The sequence below is a fragment of the Anoxybacillus sp. PDR2 genome, assembly GCF_009834045.1.
Classification (GTDB): Bacteria; Bacillota; Bacilli; order Bacillales; family Anoxybacillaceae; genus Anoxybacteroides; species Anoxybacteroides rupiense.
In genome coordinates this window covers 2,648,273-2,671,322 of sequence record NZ_CP047158.1, presented here as the reverse complement: position 1 = coordinate 2,671,322, position 23,050 = coordinate 2,648,273, and the positions used below count along the sequence as shown (strand labels likewise).

At 43.7% G+C, this 23,050-nt stretch carries 23 protein-coding genes and 3 pseudogenes; 23 read left to right on the top strand and 3 right to left on the bottom strand.

Annotated features, from left to right (window positions below; translation table 11 throughout):
* Positions 1-198 precede the first annotated feature (198 nt).
* The 8 genes and pseudogenes from GRQ40_RS12850 to GRQ40_RS12815 all read left to right on the top strand — a co-directional run.
* Positions 199-984, top strand: a pseudogene (locus GRQ40_RS12850) (ribonucleotide reductase N-terminal alpha domain-containing protein); the annotation flags it as partial.
* A 357-nt stretch (positions 985-1,341) separates the two neighbouring features.
* Positions 1,342-2,508, top strand: a pseudogene (locus GRQ40_RS12845) (ribonucleotide-diphosphate reductase subunit alpha); the annotation flags it as partial.
* Positions 2,509-3,275: 767 nt separating this feature from the next.
* Complete coding sequence (locus tag GRQ40_RS12840; RefSeq protein ID WP_159720883.1) at positions 3,276-3,596, top strand: HNH endonuclease; 321 nt, start codon at positions 3,276-3,278, stop codon at positions 3,594-3,596.
* An 85-nt stretch (positions 3,597-3,681) separates the two neighbouring features.
* Positions 3,682-4,296 (top strand): annotated as a pseudogene (locus GRQ40_RS12835) (hypothetical protein); the annotation flags it as partial.
* A gap of 110 nt (positions 4,297-4,406) precedes the next feature.
* Positions 4,407-5,816, top strand: a complete 1,410-nt coding sequence (locus GRQ40_RS12830; protein WP_066145795.1) for a glycoside hydrolase family 18 protein — start codon at positions 4,407-4,409, stop codon at positions 5,814-5,816.
* Between the two features lie 219 nt (positions 5,817-6,035).
* Positions 6,036-7,061, top strand: coding sequence for a spore photoproduct lyase (gene splB / locus GRQ40_RS12825; protein WP_159720132.1), 1,026 nt, complete (start codon positions 6,036-6,038; stop codon positions 7,059-7,061).
* 94 nt (positions 7,062-7,155) lie between these two features.
* Positions 7,156-7,584, top strand: a complete 429-nt coding sequence (gene mntR / locus GRQ40_RS12820; RefSeq protein WP_159720131.1) for a transcriptional regulator MntR — start codon at positions 7,156-7,158, stop codon at positions 7,582-7,584.
* A gap of 96 nt (positions 7,585-7,680) precedes the next feature.
* Positions 7,681-8,565 carry a patatin-like phospholipase family protein gene (locus GRQ40_RS12815; protein WP_066145786.1) on the top strand — a complete coding sequence of 295 codons (885 nt, stop codon included), beginning with the start codon at positions 7,681-7,683 and terminating at the stop codon, positions 8,563-8,565.
* A 110-nt stretch (positions 8,566-8,675) separates the two neighbouring features.
* On the opposite strand, the gene GRQ40_RS12810 is transcribed toward GRQ40_RS12815, so the two are convergent.
* The 3 genes from GRQ40_RS12810 to GRQ40_RS12800 all read right to left on the bottom strand — a co-directional run bounded on the left by GRQ40_RS12810 (position 8,676) and on the right by GRQ40_RS12800 (position 11,466).
* The gene (locus tag GRQ40_RS12810) at positions 8,676-10,037 is read right to left on the bottom strand and encodes an IS1182 family transposase (RefSeq protein WP_159719233.1); all 1,362 of its coding nucleotides are present in this window, start codon (positions 10,035-10,037) and stop codon (positions 8,676-8,678) included.
* Between the two features lie 99 nt (positions 10,038-10,136).
* Positions 10,137-10,511 (bottom strand): SA1362 family protein, encoded by a 375-nt coding sequence (locus GRQ40_RS12805; RefSeq protein WP_066145783.1) that lies wholly within the window; start codon positions 10,509-10,511, stop codon positions 10,137-10,139.
* Between the two features lie 22 nt (positions 10,512-10,533).
* The gene (locus tag GRQ40_RS12800; protein ID WP_159720881.1) at positions 10,534-11,466 is read right to left on the bottom strand and encodes a DUF1385 domain-containing protein; all 933 of its coding nucleotides are present in this window, start codon (positions 11,464-11,466) and stop codon (positions 10,534-10,536) included.
* Positions 11,467-12,193: 727 nt separating this feature from the next.
* Between GRQ40_RS12800 and GRQ40_RS12795 the strand changes: the two genes are divergently transcribed.
* The 15 genes from GRQ40_RS12795 (at position 12,194) to accC (ending at position 23,039) form a co-directional block, all read left to right on the top strand.
* Entirely contained in the window at positions 12,194-12,703 is a 510-nt protein-coding gene (locus tag GRQ40_RS12795) for a YqhR family membrane protein (protein WP_159720130.1), read from the top strand.
* A 74-nt stretch (positions 12,704-12,777) separates the two neighbouring features.
* Positions 12,778-13,236 carry a type II 3-dehydroquinate dehydratase gene (aroQ, locus tag GRQ40_RS12790; protein WP_066145773.1) on the top strand — a complete coding sequence of 153 codons (459 nt, stop codon included), beginning with the start codon at positions 12,778-12,780 and terminating at the stop codon, positions 13,234-13,236.
* Positions 13,224-14,285, top strand: coding sequence for a M24 family metallopeptidase (locus tag GRQ40_RS12785; RefSeq protein WP_066145770.1), 1,062 nt, complete (start codon positions 13,224-13,226; stop codon positions 14,283-14,285). Before aroQ ends, GRQ40_RS12785 begins: the two co-directional genes overlap by 13 nt.
* Positions 14,286-14,312: 27 nt before the next feature.
* On the top strand, positions 14,313-14,870 hold the full coding sequence (gene efp, locus GRQ40_RS12780; protein WP_044744485.1) for an elongation factor P: 558 nt from the start codon (positions 14,313-14,315) through the stop codon (positions 14,868-14,870).
* A gap of 314 nt (positions 14,871-15,184) precedes the next feature.
* Positions 15,185-15,466 (top strand): YqhV family protein, encoded by a 282-nt coding sequence (locus GRQ40_RS12775; RefSeq protein WP_044744484.1) that lies wholly within the window; start codon positions 15,185-15,187, stop codon positions 15,464-15,466.
* 33 nt (positions 15,467-15,499) lie between these two features.
* The gene (gene spoIIIAA / locus GRQ40_RS12770; protein WP_066145767.1) at positions 15,500-16,423 is read left to right on the top strand and encodes a stage III sporulation protein AA; all 924 of its coding nucleotides are present in this window, start codon (positions 15,500-15,502) and stop codon (positions 16,421-16,423) included.
* The gene (gene spoIIIAB / locus GRQ40_RS12765; protein ID WP_066145764.1) at positions 16,420-16,932 is read left to right on the top strand and encodes a stage III sporulation protein SpoIIIAB; all 513 of its coding nucleotides are present in this window, start codon (positions 16,420-16,422) and stop codon (positions 16,930-16,932) included. The genes spoIIIAA and spoIIIAB overlap by 4 nt, the downstream gene beginning before the upstream one ends.
* 16 nt (positions 16,933-16,948) lie before the next feature.
* Positions 16,949-17,155, top strand: a complete 207-nt coding sequence (gene spoIIIAC / locus GRQ40_RS12760; RefSeq protein WP_027407755.1) for a stage III sporulation protein AC — start codon at positions 16,949-16,951, stop codon at positions 17,153-17,155.
* A 22-nt stretch (positions 17,156-17,177) separates the two neighbouring features.
* Entirely contained in the window at positions 17,178-17,561 is a 384-nt protein-coding gene (spoIIIAD, locus tag GRQ40_RS12755) for a stage III sporulation protein AD (protein ID WP_066145761.1), read from the top strand.
* Between the two features lie 16 nt (positions 17,562-17,577).
* Positions 17,578-18,744, top strand: coding sequence for a stage III sporulation protein AE (gene spoIIIAE, locus GRQ40_RS12750; protein WP_159720129.1), 1,167 nt, complete (start codon positions 17,578-17,580; stop codon positions 18,742-18,744).
* Between the two features lie 14 nt (positions 18,745-18,758).
* Positions 18,759-19,391 carry a stage III sporulation protein AF gene (gene spoIIIAF / locus GRQ40_RS12745; RefSeq protein WP_066145754.1) on the top strand — a complete coding sequence of 211 codons (633 nt, stop codon included), beginning with the start codon at positions 18,759-18,761 and terminating at the stop codon, positions 19,389-19,391.
* Positions 19,375-20,010: a stage III sporulation protein AG gene (gene spoIIIAG, locus GRQ40_RS12740; RefSeq protein WP_044744478.1), complete on the top strand. Its 636-nt coding sequence runs from the start codon at positions 19,375-19,377 to the stop codon at positions 20,008-20,010. The genes spoIIIAF and spoIIIAG overlap by 17 nt, the downstream gene beginning before the upstream one ends.
* A gap of 16 nt (positions 20,011-20,026) precedes the next feature.
* Positions 20,027-20,611: a SpoIIIAH-like family protein gene (locus GRQ40_RS12735; RefSeq protein ID WP_044744686.1), complete on the top strand. Its 585-nt coding sequence runs from the start codon at positions 20,027-20,029 to the stop codon at positions 20,609-20,611.
* Between the two features lie 548 nt (positions 20,612-21,159).
* Positions 21,160-21,669 carry an acetyl-CoA carboxylase biotin carboxyl carrier protein gene (gene accB, locus GRQ40_RS12730; protein ID WP_066145752.1) on the top strand — a complete coding sequence of 170 codons (510 nt, stop codon included), beginning with the start codon at positions 21,160-21,162 and terminating at the stop codon, positions 21,667-21,669.
* 14 nt (positions 21,670-21,683) lie between these two features.
* The gene (gene accC, locus GRQ40_RS12725; RefSeq protein ID WP_044744476.1) at positions 21,684-23,039 is read left to right on the top strand and encodes an acetyl-CoA carboxylase biotin carboxylase subunit; all 1,356 of its coding nucleotides are present in this window, start codon (positions 21,684-21,686) and stop codon (positions 23,037-23,039) included.
* Positions 23,040-23,050 lie beyond the last annotated feature (11 nt).

Here is a 23,050-nt window from a genome sequence, read left to right as displayed (position 1 = left end):
CTTTTTTCTCTAGTTTCTATTGTTTTTTTTATTTGACAAAATGAAAGAGAGTTGACCAATCATACAATATATAGTAGGTGTTGTTAAAAAAATAATACTATATATTGTTTTTTTGCTGGCGGTATGGTAATTTAATCTAGACAGAATTTGCAGGCAGAAAGATCATGTAGAATTAGAAAGAAGAGGAGAGATTGGAGAATGACGGTTGCGTCTTCGAAAAAAATGGGCATTAATATTGAAAAGCTGAATGAGGATATTCGCCTTTTTCCGCAAGTGCACCCAATTACAGAAGATATGAACATTACGCATAAAGGCGTGTCCCGTTTAGTGATGCTGGACCGCTACTCATTTAAGGACACGGAAAAGCTAACGATGAGCGTGGGCGATTTTGTTGTATTGACGGTCAAAGAGGATCCGAAGTTTCCAGCGCGTGGACTTGGCTTTATTGTCGATATGGATTGGGAAACGAAAAAAGCGAAGGTGCTGGTTGAAGAAGACTATCGCGGCGTGCTAGATGGTGAGGAAGCAGAAACGGGAATTGTCGTTCGCTCGTTAGATACGATTGACAAGCCGCTTGAAATTTTTTATGAGCAAATTGCCAAGCGAAATGCAACAGGGCTTGCAGCTGTGGAAGCAACAGAAGAAAAGCGGAAGGAATGGTTTAACAAGTTTTATCAAGAATTGTCCAGCCTCAATTTTATTCCGGCAGGACGCGTATTATACGGTGCTGGGTCGGGAACAGAAGTAACCTACTTTAACTGCTATGTCATGCCGTTTGTTAAAGATTCGCGCGAGGGGATTTCCGAGCATCGCAAGCAGGTAATGGAAATTATGAGCCGCGGTGGCGGTGTCGGTACAAATGGTTCAACACTTCGTCCAAGAAATGCGCTGGCCCGCGGCGTAAACGGAAAATCATCCGGATCGGTCTCATGGCTTGATGATATTGCCAAGCTTACCCACCTTGTTGAGCAAGGAGGCTCCCGTTAACCAAGCGCCACCGGCGGGAGTAAAATCTCGTGAATTGCTGGGACGCCCTAAAGCCAACTTGACCACAACGTAGCTGGCAACGGCAAGCGTGACGGTTGAAAAACAAGTTGGATGAAACAATGGGCTATCAGCAGCCAAGCTTCTCTGGAAACGGAGATGAAGGTTCAGAGACGATCGAAACCTCCTAAGACACTTAGCGTTAAGGAGGGAGTAGACTAAGCGGGCGGCAACGCTCGTTTAGAGCGCGAGACAAGGAGATACGTTCTCTTTGATGATAGAGTCCGACCTCTAGTGAAAGCTAGAGAGCTAGGCAGAAATGGCCTAGCCCGCTCCGATCGAGCGAGTAACAAAGAGCGAGGCGCACAAATGATTATGTTGGCAGACTGGCATCCGGATGTGATTGAGTTTATCATTTCGAAGATGCAAAATCCGCGCATTCTGCGTTATTTACTAGAAAATACAGAAGATGAGGGCATTCAAAAAGCGGCAAAAGAAAAACTGAAATTCACTCCGCTTACCGAGCAAGAGCGTGCGATGTACCAAGGAATTGTCAACTACAAAAATATGCCGGGATATGGCGGATTTTCCGAAAAGATTATTAAAGAAGCGGAAGAAAAGCTGCGGACGGGCGGCACTTACACCGTGCATAATCCAGATTTTCTAACAGGCGCAAACATTTCTATTTGCTTAACAAAAGAGTTTATGCAAGCGGTTGAGAACGATCAAGAATATGAACTGCGCTTCCCGGATGTCGAGACATATTCAGAAGAAGAAATGCGCATTTACAACGAAAAGTGGCATGAAGTTGGCGATGTACGTGAATGGGAAAAAATGGGGTATCGCATCCGTGTCTATCGCAAAATCCGTGCCCGCGAGTTGTGGAAGCTGATTAACATTTGCGCCACATACTCTGCGGAACCAGGTATTTTCTTTATCGACAATGCCAATGACATGACAAATGCAAGAGCGTACGGCCAAAAAGTCGTAGCGACGAATCCATGTGGTGAGCAGCCACTTGCACCATATTCTGTCTGCAACTTGGCAGCTATCAACTTGGCGAATATGGTCGATAAAGAAACAAAAACGGTTAACTATGACAAACTGAAACAAACGGTAGAAATTGGCGTAAGAATGCAAGATAATGTCATTGATGCAACACCATACTTCCTTGAAGAAAATAAAAAGCAAGCACTTGGTGAACGCCGCGTCGGCCTTGGCGTAATGGGATTGGCCGATTTGCTCATTTACTGCGAAAAGGAATACGGCTCCGAAGAAGGTAACCAACTTGTTGATGAAGTATTCAAAATGATCGCGACGACGGCATATCGCGCTTCGATTGAACTGGCGAAAGAAAAAGGCAGCTTCCCGTTCTTGGTTGGCGAGACGGAAGAAGAAACGATGAAGCTGCGCGAAGCGTTGATTAATACCGGCTATATGAAAAAAATGCCGGATGATATTCGCGAAGACATTTTAAAATATGGCATTCGCAATTCGCATTTGCTAACGGTGGCTCCGACGGGTAAATAGTTGCCCCCTGTATTTGTAAAAATACAGTGAAAACTCGGCTGTATGCGGGGAACTCTGGCGTATCTCTTGCTACCTGTGCCTTGCCAGCACACAAAGAGGTAAAAATGCAAGAGTGTTGGATGAATCCTACCAGACAATCCGCAGGGAAGTCGTGGCTGACCCCTCAACGACTATACGCCGAGCAACCAAAATTCTTAACGGGAACACAAGTTCGTTGTATAATAATCTTATGGGAATATTAAAAAAGAGGTGTTCCTGTGAAAAAGAAATATCTAAATTGCGATGGACAAATTTATGTAAAACCAAGCCAAGTTGAGAGAAAAAAGTTCTGTTCTCGGTCTTGTAAAGCTGAATATTTTAAAAAAACCCCCCATCGTTTTGGAAAAAAATGAGTAAGAAAAGACTCGTTAATTGCTCATTCTGCGGGAAAGGAATCATCCGCAAACCTTCTGAAATTAGAGAGAACAACTTTTGTGATAGACATTGTAGAAGGAAGTATCTATAGCAAATAACGATAAAATTAATCAACACTTAAAAAGAAGGGTAGAGCTAAATTGCAAATTTTGTGGACAAAAGGTTAGTGTTCCGAAAAATAGGGCGTTAAGAGCAAAATATTGTTCTAAACATTGCTTAGTCAAGGCAAATGGACAGAGAGGAAAGGTTCAATATTCAAAAAGAGTTATTGTCGTATGTAATAACTGCGGAACCAAATTTGAAAAAAAGCCTTCTGTTGTTAGGAACTTAAATTTTTGTTCTATAAAATGTATGGGGATTATTATGGAAAGAGTGGAATGTTTTCCGGAGAAAATAGCGGCATTTGGGCAGGTGGAGATATAGAATATTACGGGCCCAATTGGAGAATTCAGCGTAGAAAGGCTAGAGAACGAGATAATTTTACTTGTCAAGATTGCGGAATAACAGAAGCAGAATACGGACAAGAACTCTCAGTTCATCACATTATACCTTTCAGAGCCTTCAACGGCGACTGGAAAAGAGCCAATGACTTGTCAAATTTAATAACTCTATGTGAACACCCTTGTCATCGCAAGAGACATTCAAAAGAATTTTGGTTGAAGATATAGTCTGACCCATATGGCGACATATGGAGCAGGTAGCAATCTTACCTGCCTTCTGTCCAATGTTGTATAGATAGAAGTAACACAAGTGAGTACCGGAACCATGGTCGGCGTTTCAACAGGATTAGAGCCTTACTTTTCCTTCTCTTATTACCGAAGCGGCCGTCTCGGCAAGTTTATTGAAGTGAAGGCCGATATTGTGCAAGAATATTTGGACAGCCATCCAGAGGCAGATCCAAACAACCTGCCTCACTGGTTTGTAACGGCAATGGATTTATCGCCAGAGGCGCACGCGGATGTGCAATGCATCATCCAGCGCTGGGTTGACTCCAGCCTTTCGAAAACGGTCAATGCGCCGCGAGGCTATACAGTTGAACAGGTACAAAAAGTGTACGAGCGTTTATGGCGCGGCGGCGCGAAGGGCGGCACCGTCTATGTTGACGGCAGTCGAGATGCGCAAGTATTGACGTTGAAAGCAGAAGAAAACACATTTGAAGAACAGCTTGAATTAATTCCAGAAGAAGAAAAAGAAACAAAACGGGCGGTTGTATTAATTGATACGATCCAAGATTTGCGCACGACCGATGTGACGATCGGTTCGGAAGTCGGCAACATTTGTCCGGTATGCCGTGAAGGAACGGTTGAAGAAATCGGCGGCTGCAACACATGCACAAGTTGCGGCGCACAACTGAAATGTGGTCTGTAAGCAATAAAAAACTGGCTCCAATCAATCGTGGAGCCAGTTTTTTATTCATAAAACGATGAAAGAGCAAATATAGTAGTATGAGGCATAATGAATAAATAAGGGGGAGAACGATGCTGATCCATGTTGTACAGAGGGGGGAAGCGCTCTGGACGATTTCTCAGCGTTACGGAGTATCGATCGAGGCGATTATTACAGCTAATAAGCTGAAAGATGCTAACCGTCTTGCGATCGGACAGGAGCTCGTCGTTCCATCTTTATACCGCTATCATACGGTTCGTACAGGAGAAACATTATGGGCTATTGCTAGACAATACGGCGTTTCGCTTGAGTCTATTATTCAAGCTAATCACATCAGCAACCCGTCTGTTCTTTATTCGGGCACAGTCCTTCTGATTCCGCCAAGAACTCACACCGTACAGCGAGGAGAGACGCTATCACAGATCGCTGCTCGTTATGGAACGACTGTGCAAGACATCGCGCGAGCTAATCAGATTGCTGATCCGAATAGGATTGTCGCTGGCATGGCATTGATGATTCCTCATCCTAAACCAACTATTGAAGTGAACGCTTTTACGATTGATGGAGGAGAAAAAGGAGCGCAACAAGTCCGAGAGGTAGGGCGTTATTTAACATACGCCTCTCCATTTGCTTATACGATGAGAGCCGATGGCGGGCTTAATCCGCCTAATGATGCTGCCATTATTGAAGCGGCAAGGTCGGAAAACGTTGTTCCAATGATGGCGATCACGAATTTTACGTATACAGACCCAGGCTCACGATTGGCGCAGACGATCCTTTCCAATCCGCAATTACAAAACCGGCTGCTTGATCATATAGTTCGTACGATGCACGAAAAAGGCTACCGTGGAGTGAATATCGATTTTGAAAATGTCTATCCATCTGATCGTGAACGGTATAACCAATTTTTGCAAAACGCTGTCGAGAGACTTCATCGTGAGGGCTACTTTGTTTCTACTTCCCTTGCTCCTAAAGTAAGTGGAGAACAACAAGGAATCTTATATGAGGCACATGATTACCCAGCGCATGGAAGAATTGTCGACTTTGTCGTGTTAATGACGTATGAATGGGGATACAGGTTTGGGCCGCCGCAGGCTATTTCCCCAGTTCATCAAATTAGAAGGGTGCTTGATTATGCCGTTAGTGTCATTCCGCGGAATAAAATTTTTATGGGGTTTCAAATTTATGCGCGGGATTGGGTTCTTCCTCATGTACAAGGACAAGAAGCGGAGACATTCAGTCCGCAAGAAGCAGTGGAACGCGCGATTCGTTATGGTGCGGTGATTCAGTATGATTATACAGCCCAGTCACCGTTTTATCGCTATGTCGACAGTCAAGGAAGAACACGTGAAGTTTGGTTTGAGAATGCTCGCAGCGCTCAAGCGAAGTTTGAACTAGTGAAAGAGTATCAGCTAAGAGGAATCAGCTATTGGGTTCTTGGTTATCCTTTTCCAGAAAACTGGGCGCTATTAGAAGACAATTTTCACATTCGTAAGCGATAATAAAAATGGTGCGTGTAAAGAAGGAAGATTCCGACGGCACGCACCTTTTCGTTTTGTTATTGACGGCAGGAAATATGCGCGTGCTGTCGCTGAAACCGATGGCATGGCCGCTGGTTTCGCTGGAAGCTTGATTAAACAAAAAAATCCCAAGCAACATCGCTGTTTTGTTGGTTCATACTAACCATAAGTATGAACAAAACAAGGAGGCGTACCTCAGCTATGGAACCATTTATTCCGCGGCTCGTTTATTTTGAACCAGAGGCGTTGCAATATTCTTTAGGCAAAGAGTTATATGAAAAATTCAAAAGTATGGATATTGAAATACGCGAGACAACGTCGCATAACCAAGTGCGCGGCATTCCTGGGGAAACGGAGTTGCAGCGGTACCGAAACGCGAAATCAACGCTCGTTGTCGGCATTAGGCGCACATTAAAGTTTGATACGTCCAAGCCGTCGGCAGAATACGCCATTCCGCTTGCGACAGGGTGTATGGGGCATTGCCATTATTGTTATTTGCAAACGACGCTCGGAAGCAAGCCTTATATCCGTGTATACGTCAATCTCGATGAAATTTTTTCCCAAGCGAAAAAGTACATCGATGAGCGCGCACCGGAAATTACCCGTTTTGAGGCCGCTTGTACGTCCGATATTGTCGGCATTGATCACTTAACTCATTCATTAAAAAAAGCGATCGAATTTATTGGAGCGACGGAATACGGACGGCTTCGCTTTGTCACGAAATATGAGCACGTCGATCATCTGCTTGATGCGAAGCATAATGGGAAAACCACCTTTCGTTTTAGTGTGAATTCGCGCTATGTCATTCGTCATTTCGAGCCGGGAACATCATCATTTGAAGCAAGGATGGAAGCGGCGCGAAAAGTGGCTCGCGCCGGTTATCCGCTCGGTTTTATTGTTGCTCCGATTTATCGGCATGATGGGTGGAGGGAAGGCTATTTAGAATTGTTCCAACGTTTGTCTGAACAGCTTGCAGGAGTCGAGACACCTCATCTTTCGTTTGAATTAATCCAGCATCGCTTTACGAAACCGGCAAAGGCAGTGATTCAAAAGCGTTATCCAAAAACAAAGCTGGATTTGGATGAAAGCAAGCGAAAATACAAATGGGGGCGCTACGGCATTGGCAAATATGTATATCCAGATTCAGAGGCCAAGCAGCTGAAAGAAACACTTGAGTATTATATTGAACAATTTTTCCCTGAGGCAGAAATTCAATATTTTACGTGATTCGCTCTTTTCCTTGTCATTTCACTATAGCATGGTATAATAATACTGATTGTGATTTTTGGATGAGTACGGGTAAGTATGGGAGGGAATTATGATGCCGACACCAAGCATGGAGGACTATATCGAGCAAATTTATAATTTAATTGAAGAAAAAGGATACGCGAGAGTATCGGATATTGCCGAGGCATTGTCCGTTCATCCCTCCTCTGTTACAAAAATGGTGCAAAAACTTGATAAAGATGAATATTTAGTATATGAAAAATACCGTGGCCTTGTTTTAACCGCTAAAGGGAGAAAAATCGGCAAACGACTTGTATATCGTCATGAACTGCTTGAACAATTTATGCGCATCATTGGCGTAGATGAAGGGAACATTTATCAGGATGTAGAGGGAATTGAACATCATTTGAGCTGGAACGCTATTGATCGTATTGGGGATCTCGTTCAATACTTCCAAGAAGATCCAGTGCGTCTTCAAGCGCTCCGCAATATTCAAAAACAAAATGAACAACAGACAGAGTAAGGATTTTCTTACTCTTTTTTATTTTTGATACTAAATCTCTTCCTCCGCTCTTATACATATATAAGATACGAATCGTCGCAGAGAGGGGCTGGCAGCATGGAGATTGACATCGTGCTTTCGGGGGGAGGAGTAAAGGGATTCGCGCTAGTGGGCGCCTATGAAGCGATCGAGGCAAAAGGGCTCCAATTAAAGCGAATCGCCGGCACGAGCGCAGGTTCAATGATTGCAGCGCTCATTGCAGCAGGCTATACAAGCCAGCAAATGATTGAGTTGATTGATCATTTGGATTTAAAGCAGCTGCTGGATAAGCGCAAGGAAGTTCTTCCATTTTCATTAATGAAGTGGGTGTTTTTATATTGGAAAATGGGATTATATAAGGGACAGGTGCTGGAGGAATGGATGGAGGAGGTACTGGCAGCCAAGGGAATTCGAACGTTCGGCGATTTGCCAAAAGACCGTTTGTATATTGTGGCATCCGATGTAACAAGCGGACGTATTTTGGTGCTGCCGACTGATTTGCCGCAATATGGAATTGATCCTGATACGTTTTCAGTAGCAAAAGCGGTGCGCATGAGTGTGAGCATTCCTTATTTTTTTGAGCCTGTTAAGCTCCAGACGGATGCCGGGAAATTTGTGGTTGTCGATGGGGGAGTACTTAGCAATTTTCCTTTGTTTATTTTTGATGAAGAAAAAAAGGTGAAAAAGCGGCCTGTTCTTGGCGTTCAGCTTAGCGCTCGGCTTGATAAGCGGCCAAAAAAGCAAGTTCGCAATGCGATTGAGCTGTATGAAGCGCTATTCAGTGCCATGAAGGAGGCGCATGATGCTCGGTACATCTCGCGGCGGCATGAAAAAAACATTATTTTTATTCCTGTTCGTAACGTATTATCTACAGAATTTTCAATGACCGATGAGGAAAGAGACCATTTAATCGGCTATGGCAGACGCAAAACAGAGCTTTTTTTAAAAAAGTGGACATACTAAAAAAGAAGAATCGAGCTAAAACAAAGCTCGATTCTTCTTCAAAGTGTTGAAAAAGTCAGGCGTCAAGAAAAAGTTCACGGAACATGTGAACTTTTTCTTTTCTTTTGGCTTTACATTTGGTACGTTAAAGATAGGCCATAGAGTTGAAGCGATCGTAATTTGGCCCATTTTTTTAGGTTTTGGATCATGGCGGTGATCCAAACCTGAATCTGTACGTATCGAACTCCTCGGTACCGCGCAAAGCGAAGACCGTGGAGTTCTTTGCTTTCTGCGAAACTTCGCTCGATCGTGGCGGGACGAACTGATCGCAACACCTTGCCCCTTGCCGATAACCGACGATTCCTCATTCGATCATAGATGTCTTGATGAACGGATACTCGGAAGACGCGATCCTTGGGGCCTTTGGCGGCAGGACATCCCGCACAGCTTCCTTTCATAGCGGGTCGATATTCATGATAACCGGTACGGGTGGAGGTCGAATAGGTCAATTTCACCCCACACGGACACGCATACACATCGTCCGCGACCCACCGAAACTGTGCCGAACGACAATCGGGGTGTTCTTTTCGATGAACACGTCGATACGATATATACGCTTCCATCCCTTTGTTTTCGAGTACTCGCCCAAGTCGTGCGTTATAATAGCCGGCATCCAAGACGATTTCTTTTGGAACCATACCGACTCGCTGTTGGACTCGCTCGATTCGATCCATTAATACGCGATGTCCTGGTACTGTCGCAGCGGTCACATACGCGTCCAAAATCAAGTTGTGAAGGGTATCCACGATTCGATGATCATGAAAGGCAAAGAGACCTCGTGGGTCATGTTTGACCGATAGGCCCGCGTCCGGATCCGTTGTACTGCAGATGATGGTTTTCGTCCTTTCTTTTGCGGCTTGAGGAGGAAGGGGTTTTTTTCCGTGCTGTCGTCGTTTTTCATTCACGAGTTTCAACACCTCCTCCTCTTCTTGATCCACCACGGTCTGAACGACTTGGATCCGTTTGCGTTTATTAGCGTGGGCTTTTAACTCGGTTTCATCGGCTGCCCACGTGTCGGGCGATAAAAATCCTTCTTCATGAATTTGTCGAAGGACACGCTCAAACATCGATTCCCATACTTGGGGATCGACTCGATGACGGAGGAATTTGGACACACTCGAGTGACAAGGAACGGAATCGTGAAGGGAAAGACCTAAAAACCAACGATAGGTCATGTGTTGTTGGATTTGTTTACAGGTAAATCGAACGGAACGAAACCCTTCTAGGTATTGGATCATGAGGATTTTTACCAAGATTAAAGGGTCGATGGAAGGACGGCCTGTGTTCATCGAGTAAAACGGTTGGAGTAAGCGATACACATGATTCCAATCCATGAAACGATCGATTTGAACCAACACATGATTCGAATCGACCATGGACTCATACGCTCGACGGTTTTCTTGAATTTCTAAATTCGATCGGTAGAAATACATAGGGGAGCTCTCCTCATCGGTATTTCCTTCATATATATCATAAAAAAACGATTTTGTCGTTGACAAAATCGTTTTTCAACAGTCTGAAGAAGAATCGAGCTAAAACAAAGCTCGATTCTTCTTTTTTCCTTTTTTCCCTTCGATGACTGTTAAGTGGGATGATGTTCGTTTTTTCGGTAAGCGGTGGTGCGTTCCTTTCTTCGAATAGGACAATGCTTTTGCTGAAGGTCTTCGGTCCCGGTTCACATGAAGCTTTTTCGATTGGTTGACCGCTCTTAAATAGGCGGCATTTTCTTTATTGAAACGCCGCTGGGAAATCCAACGAAAAAGCGCATATATAATGGCGATCGTAAGACCGATAAAGATGATGCGGCGGAGCAGTATCACCGGCTCGGAAAATAGTGTAAATGCCAGGCCGAAGGCTCCTAATAATAGAACAATCCCAATCAATGGATGAAATGTGCGACGGAACATTCCGCATCCACCTCCCTGATAATTACCGAACGGCTTTGGTTGCCTCCTGTCCTTCTTCTAGTCGAAGGAGCTCCTGAAATGAAGCAATCGCCACTTCCACTTGCTCGTCGCTCGGTTCTTTTGTTGTCAGCAGCTGCAGCCATAAGCCCGGATAGCCGAGCCAGCGCAGTACGGGAATGCTTCTTAACCGGTTAGTAAACTGCAGGACTTCGAAAGAGATCCCCAGCACGACCGGAATTAAGGCAATACGGTTAACAATTCTCAACCAAAGCGGATCTGTCGGAACAGCCAAGTAGACAAAGACACCGACAATAACAGTAAATAGAATAAAGCTGCTGCCGCACCGATAATGCAGGCGCGATTGCCGCTGAACATTTTCGATCGTAAGCGGAACGTTACTTTCAAAGGCGTTGATCACCTTATGCTCCGCTCCGTGGTATTGGAATACACGCTTAATTAACGGCGTCAGAGAAACAGCGTAAATATAAGCAAGCAACAGCAGTAGCTTAAACGCTCCTTCCACCAACACCTGCGCTGTTTTCGTCGGAAAAAGAGGTTTTGTAAAATTCGCTAAAAACACCGGAATAATGGTGAATAAAAATTTCCCGAACAGAAATGATAAGACGCCAATGACTGCTACGCTGAGAATCAAAGACAGCTTCGACTCTTCTTTTTTTTGCTCATTCAGCGTGTCGTCATCTTTTGGGTCTAAATCGTAGCGTTCACTAGCAAACTGAAAATGCTTGGCGCCGTTTGCGCTCGCTTCTAAGATAGCGACAATTCCGCGAATCAAAGGAATCCTTTTTAAAAATGATAATGTTGGATTTGTTTGGCGAAGCATATGAAAATATTCGATTGTCTGATCTTTTCGGCGAATCGCGGTTACAGAATGCTTTCTTCCTGCAAACATCACGCCCTCTACCACGGCTTGCCCGCCATATATCGGTTTGATCATTTTCTCCATCGTGTCGACACCAACCTATTTCGTTATTTATATTCTATTCTACAAGAAATAGCGAGAAACCTCTAGGTCGATGCTATGATTATCATTTCCAAAAATAAAAATGGATAGACATGCCAAACGAGTTTTTTTAATTTATATGGATATAAATGCAACTTGTTGCGAATGGTCTCTATGGAACACCGACGGTCGGAGAAGTTTTGGGGGGAGCTTTTTGTCACGTGAGCATGTGGCAAGAATTCGAACAGCCGAATCATCTATGGATCGATGAAGCGGCGCTGTTCGTCCCTCAACCACATTGTTCAGATACATGTTAAAGTCTTAAGTTGCATCTATAATAGATACAGCTAAAAGGTTGAACCGATAGCCCATTCCAAAGCAGAGTCCCATTTTTTCAACGACTGAATGCAAGGCGGTGACGGATCTTCGTTATGCCAAAGCGCGGCGGAGTGCCCAACCGTCGAAAAATGTCCCCAACTTCCTATCGCTGCAAGTGCTAAGAGGCCAAGTTACATTTATATAGTCAGTTATGTTGATGATCCAACTAATATTGCCCGGTTCTTGGTTGTACGAGCCACTTGCTTGTCGACTGGACATGCTGACCGCTTATGTGTGGCCAGATGATTCAGTACGAAAATAATGGACAATCAACACTTGTGATATATAGTCATGAATTTGCCGATGAAGGGCCATACTAACAAAAAGGAGGTGTCAAGCATTCATGAAGGACAATAGGCAATCACTTGAACAAAATCAGCGTGAACAACCGATGTCGCTGTTAATGAAAGCGATGATTACTGGATTTGTCGGCGGTATATTTTGGAGTCTGCTGGGATATTTGGCTAGCTTTTTTCATTTTACGGAATTAAGTCCTAATATGCTTCTGCTTCCATGGAATTTTGGTGATTGGAAATATGGAAAGACGGGAAATTATCTTGCCGTTTTCCTCATCGGTTTATTATCTATATTAGTGGCTCTACTTTATTATGTGCTGTTGCGTAAAATAAAAAGCATGTGGGCGGGCATCGGATACGGTGTGGCATTATGGATTATTGTGTTTTATGTGCTGAATCCGCTGATTCCGGGATTGCGTTCTGTCTCTGAGCTTGAACGGAATACGGTTATTACAACCATCTGCTTGTATATTTTGTATGGTCTGTTCATCGGTTACTCCATTTCGTTTGAACATCAAGAAAGCGAGTATACGCAAACACAGGTAAGAAATGAGTAGTGGTCCAACCCTTTTTATGCTAAAATATGATTGTTTAAACATTTTGGCGATTTGGCTTAAAAGGGGTTGCGGAAATGGCACGTCTTCTTTTAATTAATGGTCCAAACTTAAATTTGCTTGGCAAACGAGAGCCTCATGTTTACGGAAGCGGAACTTTGCATGACTTAGAGCAGCAGTTAATCTCGTTTGCATCCGAACGGGAAACAGAACTGGCATGCGTTCAGAGCAATCACGAAGGAGACATCATCGAGCAAATTCATGCTGCCGATGGTGTGTATGATGGTGTGATTTTAAATGCAGGTGCATTTACTCATTATAGTTATGCCATTCGTGATGCCATTGCCAGTGTTAATGTCCCGGTCATTGAAGTACATATTTCCAACATCCATGCCCGCGAGCCGTTCCGCCATGAGTCGGTCATTGCACCGGTAGTGATCGGACAAATTGTGGGTCTTGGCGTGACCGGATATCGCTTAGCCATTTTAGCGCTATTGGACAAATTAGGGGAAGGGGAGAGAGCATGGAAAAACTAGAAAAACTACGTGCTTGTTTTGCTGAGTACGGCATTGATGGAATGTTGATTACAAACAGCTATAATCGCCGCTATATGACAGGCTTTACCGGAACGGCCGGCGTAGCGGTGATCAGCAAAACAGAAGCGGTATTTATTACGGACTTTCGTTATGCTGAACAAGCTGCCAAGCAAATTAAAGGATACGAGATTGTTCAGCATGCTGGTTCCATCATCGAAGAAGTAGCTAAACAGGCGGCCCGCCTTCAAATTAAAAAGCTTGGTTTTGAACAGGATCATCTATCCTATGCCACTTTTCAAGCCTATGAAAGAGAGGCGGAAGTGGTGCTTGTCCCTGTTTCCGGTTTAGTTGAAAAGTTACGCTTGATTAAGTCGGATTCAGAGATTAAGATATTAAAGGAAGCAGCGGAGATTGCTGATGCAGCGTTCGACCATATACTTCAGTTTATTCGCCCCGGGGTACGGGAAATCGAGGTTGCTCATGAATTAGAATTTTTTATGCGCAAGCAGGGCGCTATTTCGTCTTCGTTTGATATTATCGTTGCATCTGGCTATCGGTCAGCATTACCGCACGGAGTGGCAACTGACAAAATCATTGAAAAAGGGGAATTCGTCACGCTCGATTTTGGTGCTTATTACCACGGCTACTGTTCGGATATCACCCGAACCGTCGCGGTTGGTGAAGTCAGCGATGAGCTAAAAAAGATTTATGATATTGTATTAAAAGCACAGCTGCGCGGCATGGAAGGAATTAAGCCGGGCATGACTGGAAAAGAAGCAGATGCGCTGACCCGTGATTATATTTCGGAACAAGGATATGGCGAGCATTTCGGGCATTCCACCGGTCATGGAATCGGTCTGGAGATTCACGAAGGGCCGACACTATCGGTTCGTTCTGATGTAAGATTGGAGCCGGGCATGGTGGTGACGGTCGAACCAGGAATTTACATAGCAGGGCTTGGCGGTGTGCGTATTGAGGATGATACGGTTGTCACCGCGGATGGTAATGATCCGCTGACTCGCTCACCAAAAGAGTTGATCATTTTATAATACTTGTAAGTGGGAGGACATTCGTCAATGATTTCAGTGAACGATTTTCGTACAGGATTAACGATTGAAGTAGATGGCGATATTTGGCGCGTCATTGAATTCCAGCACGTAAAACCAGGAAAGGGAGCTGCATTTGTTCGTTCCAAGCTTCGCAACCTTCGCACAGGTGCTATTCAAGAAAAAACGTTCCGCGCCGGTGAAAAAGTCAACCGTGCGCAAATTGACAATCGCAAAATGCAATACTTATATGCAAACGGCGATCAGCACGTGTTTATGGATACAGAAACGTATGAGCAAATTGAGCTTTCCTCACAGCAAATCGAGTATGAGTTGAAATTTCTAAAAGAAAACATGGAAGTCTTTATTATGATGTATCAAGGCGAAACGATCGGTGTAGAGCTTCCAAATACAGTAGAGTTGAAAGTGGTGGAAACAGAGCCGGGCATTAAAGGTGATACGGCTTCTGGCGGTTCTAAACCAGCTACATTAGAAACAGGGCTTGTTGTTCAAGTGCCGTTCTTTGTAAATGAAGGAGATGTGCTCATTATCAATACAACAGACGGAACTTATGTTTCCCGCGCTTAAGCGAATGATAGGGATGGTAGGCAAAGCTAACTTAGCGTTTGCCTACCATCATTTTTATTTGTAGGCACTTTTTCGCATCAGTCCTGCTTAAAAACGCTCAACAGGGAAGCAACGAATCCGAATGCAGAGGAAATGGGAATAAAGAAGTTCATGAGCGGACGAATGCGGACAGTGACACGGGATGAAAGCGTTTTTTGCCAACCACCTGATTCCTTGCTTTTTAACAAGGAGTTTTTTTATGCAAAAAATTGCTTCTGAAATGAATGGGCGTTGCATACGTTTGTACTAATCATTTTATTTATGAGGAGGAACCCATGAAGCGATGGTTGTCCATGATCGATTCAACGGTGCTTTCCATGGCTGGAATGCGTTTTTTGTCGGCGACAATTGAACTGACTGCTGCGATCATCATGCTTTGTCTCAATGACGTAAAAAAAGCGGTTGCCGTCAATGCGATGCTTGCCATTGTCGGCCCGATTATTTTTATAGTAACGATGACAATTGGCCTTCTTTCCGTAGCGGACGAGCTTTCATTTTCTAAATTATTTTGGATTGCCCTTGGTGTTGGTTTGATTTTAGTTGGCATCTATAAATAAGGGGTGTGCACTTATGGAAAAGGAGGGGGAAAGATGAATGAGATTATCGAGATTCTGCCAAAAACAATCAGCTCCGCTCTTTTGAAGCTGCCTCCTTCTTGGAAAGAAGAACTCGAAGAAATTCGGATCAGAATTCAGAAACCGCTTGAGGTAACGATGAAGGGGATGGTTCATTTTCTGCCGTACGAAGTGACCGCTGAAGATGGCACACATCTTCTGAATAAAATTAGCCACTATTCCATTTATGCGATGGAGGAAGAGCTGAAAAGAGGATTTATCACGATTCAAGGCGGCCATCGTGTAGGACTAGCCGGGAAAGTGATTACAGATGGAGGAAATGTGAAAGCGATCCGACATGTTACCTCCTTTAATATTCGCATAGCCAGACAAAAAGTTGGAATTGCTGAGCCGCTGATTCCATATGTATACGATGGTCGTTGGTGTAGCACGATGATTATTGGCTCTCCGCAAACAGGCAAAACGACACTGCTCCGCGATATCGCACGAATGGTCAGCACTGGCGTACCGATGAAGAAAATTCCTCCAAAAAAGGTCGGAATTGTGGATGAACGTTCAGAAATTGCCGGATGTGTGAAAGGCATTCCTCAATTTGATTTAGGTCACCGCATTGATGTATTAGATGCTTGTCCAAAGGCCGAAGGAATGATGATGATGATTCGTTCGATGAGCCCGGAGGTGTTAATTGTCGATGAAATTGGCCGTATAGAGGATAGCGAAGCCTTATTAGAAGCTGTTCATGCGGGAGTTTGCGTTTGGACGACAGTTCATGGGAAAAATTGGAACGATGTCGCTTTACGGCCAACATTACGTGCAATGATTGAACAGCGTGTATTTGATCGATTTATCGAATTAACAAACGAACGGGGACCAGGAACCGTTCGCCGCATCACAGATCAAAATGGAACGGTGCTCTATGAGGCGGTGGCAAGAAGATGAAATGGATTGGCGCTCTTCTTATTTTACTGGCGACAACATGGACAGGATTTGAAACAGCCAACAGACTCAGCGAGCGTCCGCGGCAATTGCGGCAATTAAAAACCGCATTGCAGGCACTCGAAGCAGAGATTATGTATGGGCATACACCGCTATCAGAAGCTGCCTTGCATTTGGCGAACCAGCTGCCTCTGCCTCTCTCGCGTTTTTTCCAGCAATTTGCGGAAACGCTCCAAACGGGGGAAACGAGCGTAAAAGAAGCATGGCAGGAAAGCTTGCAAAGCATCTGGGGAGCTACGGCGCTCAAACAAGGGGAGTTTGAAGTGATGAAGCAATTTGGCGAAACATTAGGGCAGTATGATCGAATGGCCCAGCAAAAGCAGATCGCTCTAGCAATCGTCCACCTTGAAAGAGAAGAACAAGATGCGCTAGAGAAAAAAGCGCGTTATGAAAAAATGGCTAAAAGCTTAGGTTTGCTCACAGGATTGCTCATTATTATTTTATTGATCTAATTAGGAGGAAGCAGCTATGGGAATTGATGTCGATATCATTTTTAAAATTGCTGGAGTTGGCATCGTTGTTGCGTTTTTGCATACCGTGCTGGACCAGATGGGGAAAAAGGAATATGCCCAATGGGTGACGCTGCTCGGCTTCATTTACATTTTATTTATGGTGGCCTCCATTGTTAGCGATTTATTTCAAAAAATTAAGGACGTATTTTTGTTTCAAAGCTAGGAGGGGAAGAGCCATTCAAATATTGCAAATTGTAGGGATCGGGCTGATTGCAACGTTTTTAGCCATTTTGCTTAAGGAGCAAAAATCCAGTGTGGCGTTTTTGTTGACCGTGTTTGTTGGTTGTGTGATTTTTCTGTTTTTGATTGATCAAATTAGCCATATTATTCATATGCTTCAAAAAATGGTCTCTGATACAAAGATTAATATGATTTATTTTGAAACGATTTTAAAAATTATTGGTATTGCTTATATTGCCGAATTTGCAGCGCAAATTTCGAAAGATGCCGGTCAAGGGGCGATTGCTTCCAAAATTGAGCTGGGGGGAAAAATTTTAATTTTGGCGATGGCCATCCCGATTTTAACCGCCATTATTGAAACGGTCATCGGGCTCATTCCTACGTCATAGCAAAGGGGGTGATGGATTGAAAAAAACGTTGATATCCCTGATCTGGTGCGGCTTCTTTTTTTTCATTCCGCACATTGTACAAGCTGCCGCTGATCATCAGCCGCTTATGCAAAAGCAGATAGAAGCGCTTGGAATTGATGAGGTGCAGCAATATTGGAATGAAATCGTGACAAAGTATGGCGGATTTTTGCCGGAAAGTCAAAAAGGATCACTTGTCCAGTTTTTGCAAGGACAAAAAGAGTGGTCGATGAAAGAATGGCTTCTGGCGTTGCTCAAATTTCTGATGTACGAGTTGCAAATGAATGGGAAACTTCTTGGTACGCTTATTTTATTAACCGTATTTAGCATGTTTTTGCAGTCGCTACAAACGGCTTTTGAGCAGCAGGCGGTTAGTAAGGTAGCTTATGCCGTTGTCTATATGGTGCTCATTATTATTGCTTTAAATAGCTTTCGTCTCGCGATGGAGTATGCGCATGAAGCCATCCAGACAATGACGCATTTTATGGTTGCCATGGTCCCTCTTTTGTTAGCCTTGCTCGCTTCTTCCGGCGGATTAATCTCTGCTGCGTTTTTTCATCCTATCATTCTATTTTTAATGAATATAACTGGAGTGGTTGTACAGTATGTGACGCTCCCTCTTTTATTTTTGGCAGCGCTATTAGGAATTGTCAGCACGATGTCTGAGCATTACAAAGTGACGCAACTGGCCGATTTGCTCACAAAGGTAGCCGTTGGGACGCTCGGCGCCATTTTAACGGTTTTTCTTGGCGTTATGTCTGTAAAAGGGACAACCTCGGCCGTTGCCGATGGCATTGCTTTACGAACGACAAAGTTTGTCACGGGAAATTTTGTTCCTGTCGTTGGAAAAATGTTTACGGATGCAGCTGATACCGTTGTCACCGCTTCTATGTTATTGAAAAACGCGGTAGGTATTGTCGGGGTAGCACTTTTGTTAATGATTGTCATTTTCCCGGCTTTAAAGATTTTTGTGATTGCTTTTATTTATAAGCTTTCAGCTGCGGTTTTACAGCCGCTTGGCGGCGGCGCCATTATATCGTGCTTGAATGTGATAAGCAAGAGCATTACTTATGTTTTTGCAGCATTAGCAATCGTATCATTGATGTTTTTTCTTAGTTTAACTGTGATCATTACAGCCGGAAATATCGCGATGATGGTGCGGTAGAAGGGGGAAACGGGATGCATGTGATTACAGAGTGGGTTACCAATATCATTCTATTCATCTTATTTGCGACGATTATCGACTTGCTGCTCCCTTCCTCTTCTTTTCAAAAATATGTAAAAATGGTGGTCGGACTGATTCTTCTTCTTGTTATGCTATCACCTCTTTTACATATTTTCTCGATTGATGTCAATCGTTTTCTCGCTGCCATTACAGAGGAAGACTACGGACAGCAAGATATGATGAAAAATGAACTAGAAAACAAGAAAAAAGAAATACAAGCCTCACAACGTGCATATATTTTAGAACAAACGGCTGTCCAGATGAAAAAACAAGTAGCTGAGGAGTTGATGAAGCAATATGGATTGACTGTCAAACAAATTGTTGTACAAACAAAAGAAAATGAACATGAATCATTACAAATTCCTGATGATATTCAAACCATTAAAGTCATTGTAAGTAAATCGCAAGATCCCGAAGCGGTTCAGCCTGTCGTGATTGATACGGCGAAATCGCTTGAACCATCAGCTGAAGAAACCGAACAAACAAAAAAGCTCGCTTCGTTCTTTGCAGCAAAATGGGATGTACATGAAGAAAAAATCGATGTACAAATCGAGGGGAGGGAATGGGGGGATGTTTCCGTTCATTAAACGCTGGCTAGAACCACAAGAAAAAGGAACTGGCGAAAAGAAGGCAACGCCGATTTCTTACGTTTTTGTGCTACTGCTGCTTGGTGTTTTGTTTATGCTAATGAGCCATAATTGGAAAAATGATGCGGCACCGGCGGACTCTGTCGCCGCTTTAAAACAGGAGACGGATGAGCAGGCTGTCGAGACCTTTGGACGCAACAAGGACACGAAAGCTAAGGTGATTGCCGAATATGAACAACGCTACGAGGAGCAGCTAAAATCAGCGCTTGAAGATATTCAAGGAGTGCGTGATGTCAAAGTTGTTGTCAACGTGGATGCTACAGAGATGCAAATATTAGAAAAAAACGAAGTAACTCAGCAGCAAACAACGGATGAAACAGACAAAGAAGGCGGGACACGTAAAATTCAAAATTATTCATCAAATGAACAAGTCGTCATTATACAGGATGGCGATAAAGAAACACCGATTGTCGTAACGACGAAAAAACCAGATATTCGCGGGGTGCTTGTTGTAGCTAAAGGAGCGGATAATCTGCAGGTGAAACAGTGGATTGTAGAAGCAGTAACGCGTGTGCTAAATGTGCCGAGCTACCGAGTTGCTGTACTGCCAAAAAAATAGGGGAGGATCGATGGAAATGTTAAAAAAGCAAACAGTTTGGTTATTAACAATGTTGAGTTTAGTTGTCGTATTATCGGTGTATTACGTAACAGCGCCAAAAGATATGAATGATCGCGTTGCTTTTACGGATGAGCAAAATCAAACAAACCAAACAGAAAAAACAGCTTCTACAAAAGAAGAGGCAAATGTCGCGGTGGATGAAGCGGAGGCAAAGGATGAAAAGGTCACTTCAAGCGCTACGAGCGATGACGATGTATTTACGGCATTGCGCTTACAAATTGAGGATGAACGCAGCCGCCAGCGAGATCAATTAAATACCATTGTTACTTCATCAAACACAACACCGGAGCAAAAGAATGACGCATATGAAAAAATGCAACAACTTCAAACGATCGCTAATAAAGAGGCAACATTAGAGACATTAATTAAATCCAAGGGTGGATACGAAGACGTACTCGTTCGTGCTGATGGCGACACAGTAAGAGTAATGGTAAAAGCAAAACAAAGCTCGACAAAAGCGGCTAATGAAATTATCCAGCTTGTAAAAAGCGAGATGAAGGATATGCAGGATATAGCTGTCGAGTTTCAGCCCGTCAAATAAGCAAGCGAAGAGCTGGCTTCCAAAAGGATGCCAGTTTTTTTATCCTCGCAGAATTTGTATTTAGACTTTTCAAAAAAAATAAGCTGCTGTCTAGCTTCAAGCGCCATCATCTCGAGTCGGATCTGCCCCACACTGCGGCGGCGACACGTGGAGTCCCGCCCGCCGCAGAATCAAGCTTGGCTTAGTTCGAGCTCTCCTTGGCGGACGCTTTGCGCTTTTCTTATCCTCGCTGATCGCCCCTTTCAATGCTTATGGCATGAGTGGGGGATAAAGAACTTCGTGTTGGTTAGTCGCGATTATCCCTACTCACATCTGGAACATATATAGAGGAATCAAGCGATCTCTAGTATTACCAGTGTTCATATATCAAATGAAGAGACATTTTATTTTTACAGTGGAAAAATTGTTTTTATGCTATATAATAGAAATTGTTTATATGACTAGGTAATAAATCAAACAGCCTAGTTAAATTCTACAGTTGAATATGAGGGAAGGTCTGTCGTATGATGGTAGTATATGAAATTATTTTGGGGCGAGAGGTGTGAACAATGTTGAAAATTCAAGAAATTCGCGAAATCATTCGACTTATTGACCAATCTAGTATTGAGGAATTTTTATATGAGCATGATGGAGTAAAGGTTCATATGAAGAAGCCAAATGGAAGCGTCCCGGTTGAAGCGGTTGCAAAAGCAGCAGTCGTAGAACCAGCACCAGTAGCTGTTGTGAAAGAAGCAGCGCCACAGGTGGAAGCAGCTCCAGCTGTTCCGGAGACAAAGCCGGCAGAAGCACCGAAGCAAGAAGCGGTGAAAGCAGAAAATTTACATAAAATTACTTCTCCGATGGTTGGTACATTCTATGCAGCTCCATCGCCAGATGCAGCGCCATATGTGAAGACGGGTGATAAAGTAAAGCCAAATACGGTTGTCTGCATTATTGAAGCAATGAAGCTATTTAATGAGATTGAGGCAGAAGTTAACGGTGAGATTGTAGAAATTCTTGTGCAAAACGGGCAGCTCGTCGAATATGGACAGCCTTTATTCCTTGTAAAAACTGAATAGGGAGAGGACGAGCCATGATCAAAAAATTATTAGTAGCGAACCGAGGCGAAATTGCTGTTCGCGTCATTCGTGCCTGCAAAGAGCTTGGCATTGAAACGGTAGCTGTATTTTCCGAAGCGGATCGGGAGGCGTTGCACGTCCAATTAGCTGATGAGGCGTATTGTATTGGACCAACAGCTTCTAAAGATAGCTATTTAAACTTTACGAATATTATGAGTGTCGCTACGCTAACAGGCAGTGATGCGATCCACCCAGGGTATGGTTTTTTGGCGGAAAATGCTGCATTTGCTGAGCTTTGCCGTGAGTGTAATGTGACATTTGTTGGTCCAAGTCCGGAAGCGATTACAAAAATGGGAATAAAGGATATTGCGCGCGAAACGATGCGCGAGGCCGGAGTCCCAATCGTTCCAGGTTCAAAAGGAATTATTGAAAGTATCGACGAAGCGCTTGCGTTGGCGAATGAAATTGGCTATCCTGTTATTATTAAAGCGACAGCAGGCGGAGGCGGAAAAGGAATTCGCGTGGCTAGAAACGAACAAGAATTAATAAAGGGAATTAATATCACGCAACAAGAAGCCGCCACTGCGTTTGGGAATCCGGGTGTATATATTGAGAAATACATTGAGGATTTTCGGCATGTCGAAATCCAAGTGCTTGCTGATGCTCACGGCAATGTGATTCATTTGGGAGAACGCGACTGTTCCATTCAGCGCCGTTTACAAAAGCTTGTAGAGGAAGCGCCGTCTCCAGCTCTTGACGAAAACATACGTGAACAGATGGGAGAAGCAGCAGTAAAAGCGGCCAAAGCGGTCAACTACACAGGCGCGGGAACCGTTGAGTTCATTTTTGACCATAAAGCTAAAAAATTCTATTTTATGGAAATGAACACGCGTATCCAAGTGGAACATCCTGTTACGGAACTGATTACAGGAGTTGATTTAATTAGAGAACAAATTCGTGTGGCATCAGGAGAAAAGCTTTCTCTTACACAAGAAGACGTGACGTTTAATGGCTGGGCAATCGAATGCCGCATTAATGCTGAAAATCCTGAGAAAAATTTCATGCCGTCTCCAGGTCGCATTCAAATGTACCTTCCTCCTGGAGGGTTAGGAGTTCGTGTGGATTCCGCGGCATATCCAGGCTACATGATTCCACCTTATTATGATTCCATGATCGCCAAACTGATTGTGCATGCTCCTACAAGAGAAGAAGCGATCGCGCGCATGAAACGAGCGCTAAGTGAATTTGTTATTGAAGGCATTCATACAACGATTCCATTCCACTTAAAATTATTAGAGCACGAAAAATTCGTGCAGGGGGACTTTAATACAAAGTTTCTTGAGTTGTATGATGTCATGAAATCATCATAAAGGAGGAGCGG

Excerpts from the sequence above, each read along its gene's own strand:
- GRQ40_RS12775 (WP_044744484.1), top strand. The coding sequence starts at position 15,185 with ATGAAGCGATGGTTGTCCATGATCGATTCAACGGTGCTTTCCATGGCT.
- GRQ40_RS12815 (WP_066145786.1), top strand. The coding sequence starts at position 7,681 with ATGGAGATTGACATCGTGCTTTCGGGGGGAGGAGTAAAGGGATTCGCG.
- splB (WP_159720132.1), top strand. The coding sequence starts at position 6,036 with ATGGAACCATTTATTCCGCGGCTCGTTTATTTTGAACCAGAGGCGTTG.
- GRQ40_RS12800 (WP_159720881.1), bottom strand. The coding sequence starts at position 11,466 with ATGATCAAACCGATATATGGCGGGCAAGCCGTGGTAGAGGGCGTGATG.
- GRQ40_RS12805 (WP_066145783.1), bottom strand. The coding sequence starts at position 10,511 with ATGTTCCGTCGCACATTTCATCCATTGATTGGGATTGTTCTATTATTA.
- spoIIIAA (WP_066145767.1), top strand. The coding sequence starts at position 15,500 with ATGAATGAGATTATCGAGATTCTGCCAAAAACAATCAGCTCCGCTCTT.
- spoIIIAB (WP_066145764.1), top strand. The coding sequence starts at position 16,420 with ATGAAATGGATTGGCGCTCTTCTTATTTTACTGGCGACAACATGGACA.
- mntR (WP_159720131.1), top strand. The coding sequence starts at position 7,156 with ATGCCGACACCAAGCATGGAGGACTATATCGAGCAAATTTATAATTTA.
- GRQ40_RS12830 (WP_066145795.1), top strand. The coding sequence starts at position 4,407 with ATGCTGATCCATGTTGTACAGAGGGGGGAAGCGCTCTGGACGATTTCT.
- efp (WP_044744485.1), top strand. The coding sequence starts at position 14,313 with ATGATTTCAGTGAACGATTTTCGTACAGGATTAACGATTGAAGTAGAT.
- spoIIIAG (WP_044744478.1), top strand. The coding sequence starts at position 19,375 with ATGTTTCCGTTCATTAAACGCTGGCTAGAACCACAAGAAAAAGGAACT.
- GRQ40_RS12810 (WP_159719233.1), bottom strand. The coding sequence starts at position 10,037 with ATGTATTTCTACCGATCGAATTTAGAAATTCAAGAAAACCGTCGAGCG.
- spoIIIAC (WP_027407755.1), top strand. The coding sequence starts at position 16,949 with ATGGGAATTGATGTCGATATCATTTTTAAAATTGCTGGAGTTGGCATC.
- GRQ40_RS12785 (WP_066145770.1), top strand. The coding sequence starts at position 13,224 with ATGGAAAAACTAGAAAAACTACGTGCTTGTTTTGCTGAGTACGGCATT.
- accB (WP_066145752.1), top strand. The coding sequence starts at position 21,160 with ATGTTGAAAATTCAAGAAATTCGCGAAATCATTCGACTTATTGACCAA.
- spoIIIAF (WP_066145754.1), top strand. The coding sequence starts at position 18,759 with ATGCATGTGATTACAGAGTGGGTTACCAATATCATTCTATTCATCTTA.
- GRQ40_RS12735 (WP_044744686.1), top strand. The coding sequence starts at position 20,027 with ATGTTAAAAAAGCAAACAGTTTGGTTATTAACAATGTTGAGTTTAGTT.
- GRQ40_RS12795 (WP_159720130.1), top strand. The coding sequence starts at position 12,194 with ATGAAGGACAATAGGCAATCACTTGAACAAAATCAGCGTGAACAACCG.
- aroQ (WP_066145773.1), top strand. The coding sequence starts at position 12,778 with ATGGCACGTCTTCTTTTAATTAATGGTCCAAACTTAAATTTGCTTGGC.
- GRQ40_RS12840 (WP_159720883.1), top strand. The coding sequence starts at position 3,276 with ATGTATGGGGATTATTATGGAAAGAGTGGAATGTTTTCCGGAGAAAAT.
- accC (WP_044744476.1), top strand. The coding sequence starts at position 21,684 with ATGATCAAAAAATTATTAGTAGCGAACCGAGGCGAAATTGCTGTTCGC.